This window comes from Streptomyces sp. NPDC054840, assembly GCF_053611065.1.
In genome coordinates this window covers 1-3048 of sequence record NZ_JBSGZP010000799.1, presented here as the reverse complement: position 1 = coordinate 3048, position 3048 = coordinate 1, and the positions used below count along the sequence as shown (strand labels likewise).

3 protein-coding genes are annotated in these 3048 nt (G+C 74.0%); all 3 read right to left on the bottom strand.

The features are described from left to right. Nucleotides 1-125: 125 nt before the first annotated feature. Nucleotides 126-935 carry an endo alpha-1,4 polygalactosaminidase gene (locus ACWGIU_RS34185; RefSeq protein ID WP_453711994.1) on the bottom strand — a complete coding sequence of 270 codons (810 nt, stop codon included), beginning with the start codon at nucleotides 933-935 and terminating at the stop codon, nucleotides 126-128. Further along, complete coding sequence (locus ACWGIU_RS34180) at nucleotides 932-1627, bottom strand: spherulation-specific family 4 protein (RefSeq protein ID WP_453711993.1); 696 nt, start codon at nucleotides 1625-1627, stop codon at nucleotides 932-934. The genes ACWGIU_RS34185 and ACWGIU_RS34180 overlap by 4 nt, the downstream gene beginning before the upstream one ends. Continuing rightward, the coding region (locus ACWGIU_RS34175) for a hypothetical protein (protein WP_453711992.1) at nucleotides 1624-3048 on the bottom strand (1425 nt) is incomplete at its 5' end. The genes ACWGIU_RS34175 and ACWGIU_RS34180, both read right to left, overlap by 4 nt.

Below are 3048 nucleotides of genomic sequence, written 5' to 3'. Positions count from 1 at the left end.
CGTCCGGTGTGGTGCATCGCAAGGCGGAGGGCCGCGGCTCGTACTGGACGTACTCGCGCGGTCCGACAACGCGGCGAGGTGCCGTGCCGGGCGTCCTGACCCGGTGAACCTTTCCGGTCACAGCACTAGCGGCAGACCTGGCGCCACGCGTCCAGGTCGTAGCGCTTGCGCAGAGAGCTCAGCTTCGCCGCGCGGGCGACCGGGCACCAGCGGTTCAGGCGGCCCTCGTACTCCACGTGGAAGACCGCCTTGCCCGCGTCGATGAACGGCGCGTACCGGTCGCACTCCTCGTACTCCACGCACTGCTCGTTCACCGCGAAGTCGAAGTCCCCGACCAGCTCCGGGATCTGGTCCAGGTCGTTCTTAAGCCCCACCGACATGCCCCGGTCGTGCGCCAGCCGGGCGATCAGGCGGTTGTACTTCAGCTGGTCGTCCGCGGTCAGCGGGAAGCCGGACCTGTTGGCGTAGCCGTCCATGTTGTCGGGCTCCACCGCGTCGAAGCCCTTCTCCTTGCACATGTCGAACCGCTTGCCCATCAGCGGTTCCAGTTCCACCAGCCCCCGGATGTCCAGCCAGCGTTCGCCCTCCCAGCCGTTGCCCTCGCCGAGCAGTGCCTTCGGGAAGGCGTCGGCGTCCGGCCGGAAGTCCTCCCAGGCGCCGGTGGAGAGGTAGCAGATGGTCTTGCGGCCGTCCTTCTTCAGGGTGGCGAGCTGCTCCTTCGTGGTGTTGAACCCGTCGATGTCGTACACGGCCGCCTGGACCGAGGTGTCGAGCTTCCCGGTGAGCTGCCACTGCCAGCCGACCCCGGGCTTCGGCTGCCACCGCTGCCCCGGCGGCGGGTCGGGCGACAGCTCGTCCCGTTCCGGTTCCGGTGGGGCCGTACAGGCGGCGAGCAGCATCAGGGGCAGGGCCAGCAGGAGCGCGAGCTTCCTCATCCCGCCGCCTCCAGGGCGTACGGCAGGGAGCCCCAGGGGTGCGCGCCGCTGCCCGGGACGGCGCAGTGCACCCCGGCTCCGCGTTCGGCGGCGAGTTCCTCGGCGATCCGGGCGGCGAGCGCGCCCGGCGGGACGGCGTACACGAGGTGGCAGAACCGCTGGGCCGGGTGGTCTGCGGTCCAGGGCGGTACGGCGGCCGCGTCCCGGTAGGCGTCCCAGGGGCCTTCGAAGGTGACGAGCAGGTCGGCGAGTTCTGCGTAGCCCGGGTGCGGGTGGACCCCGTGGTTGAGGACGAGCGTACGGGCGCCCGCGGCCCGGGCGGCGACCGCGAGCCGCCCGTAGTGCGGGAGCAGTTCGGGCTCGGCGGAGGCCTGGTCGAGGAAGGCCCCGTCGGTGGCGTACCAGTCGCGGTGGCGCAGCAGGTCCTGCACCACGTCGGCGTGCGGGCGCCGCCCGTAGTCTGTGTCGGCGTACCCGAGGACGGGTACGCCGGCCTCGCGCAACCGCTCGGCGACGACGGCGAAGCGTTCGTCGCGGGCGGCGCCCGGTCCGCTGTCGGGGTTGAGGACCACCGAGTGCAGCCGGCCGGCGGAGCGGATGAGCCGCTCCCAGGCCTCCGGCCGCTCGGCGGGATGCTCGTAGAGGGGCACCAGCAGCATGGGGTCCTTCTTCTCGGTCGGATGGTGCGTCATCGGTGGGCGGTCGCGCGGCCGAGGAGCAGGCAGACCAGGGTGGCCAGTACGGCGGCGGCGGCGCCGGCCACCACCAGCTGGACCGCCCGGGGCTGGCCCACCCCGGTCAGCAGGGCCAGGCTCTGGGCGACGGCGGCCGAGGAGCAGACGACGGCCGCGGGCCGGACGGCCCCGAAGGACTGCAGGAGCAGGCCGGTCCACATGACGGCCCCGAGCAGCAGCAGGGTCGCGATCCGGACCCCGGTGAGGACGGGGGCGCCGGGCCAGAGCAGGGTGCCGGCCAGCCCCAGGGCCAGCAGCACCGTCAGGTAGTGGGCGAGGCAGCGGGTCAGGGTGCCGAGCATCCGGCGCCGGAAGGCACGCGGTGAACGGGCCCCCTGGAGCCCGGAGAGGCTCCCGCTGCGGAACCGGTGGAGCAGCCACTCGGCCGGGCCCATGCTGAGGGTGAGGGCCACCGCCGAGGGGGCGGCGACCGCCTCGGCGGGGCCTCCGGCGAGGACCTCGCCGAGGGCGGCGTAGAGGACGAGCAGGCCGGTGCCGAGGCCGAAGACCCCGTAGGGGACCGAGTCCCCGATCCGGGGCCCGCGGGGTGCGAAGTCCTCCTCGGCGCCGCGCAGCATCTGCCAGCGCACGGGCCCCTGGCCGGGGCGGCGGGCCGCCGAGGCGCGGATCCGGTGCGCGGCGGCCCGTAGCCCGTCGGCCAGCGGGAGTTCCCGTAGGGCCAGGGTGCAGGCGGCCAGCAGGGACGTCACGAGCAGCGTCACCCGGACCGGTACGGGCAGGTCGACGAAGAGCGCGAGCAGTGCTCCGACGGCCATCGGGGCGAGTGCGGCGAGCAGGACCCGTTCCCGGCCGAGGACCAGCAGGACGGTGGCGGCCCCGACATAGAAGGCCTGTCCGGCGGCGAAGGCGTAGGAGAACGGGGGCCCGCCGGGCACCGCCAGTGCGGCGGCGGTGCCCAGCAGGGCGCCGACGGGGGCCCCGATGAGCAGGGTCCGTCCGGCGGCGCCCCGGTCTCCGAGGCCGAGCCAGGAGTAGGCCCGGTGGGACAGGGTCTGGTCCCAGACCCAGCCGATGAGCGCGCCGGCGAGCAGGGTCAGGGTCCCGGCGGGCAGGCCGAGGCGGTCCTGCGGGCCTTCGAGCAGGGGTGCGCCGAGCAGGTAGGCCAGGCCGGGCAGGGCGAAGATCACCCCGCGCAGCAGGCAGGCGGTGAGGGAGACCTTCCAGGGGTCGGGGGCGGCGCCCGGCTCCGGGAAGGAGCGGGGCACGCGGGCGTAGAGCTCCTCGGCGAGTCCGAAGGAGTCGTGCCGGCCGTAGGTGAGCCGGATGTACTCGTCCGTCATGCCGTCGGATTCGAGGATGGCGGCGATCTCGTCGGGGTGGACGGCCGAGGCGATGAACAGGTCGAGGCGTTCGGCGAG

Coding starts and splice junctions, on each gene's coding strand:
- ACWGIU_RS34185 (WP_453711994.1), bottom strand. CDS start 935: ATGAGGAAGCTCGCGCTCCTGCTGGCCCTGCCCCTGATGCTGCTCGCC.
- ACWGIU_RS34180 (WP_453711993.1), bottom strand. CDS start 1,627: ATGACGCACCATCCGACCGAGAAGAAGGACCCCATGCTGCTGGTGCCC.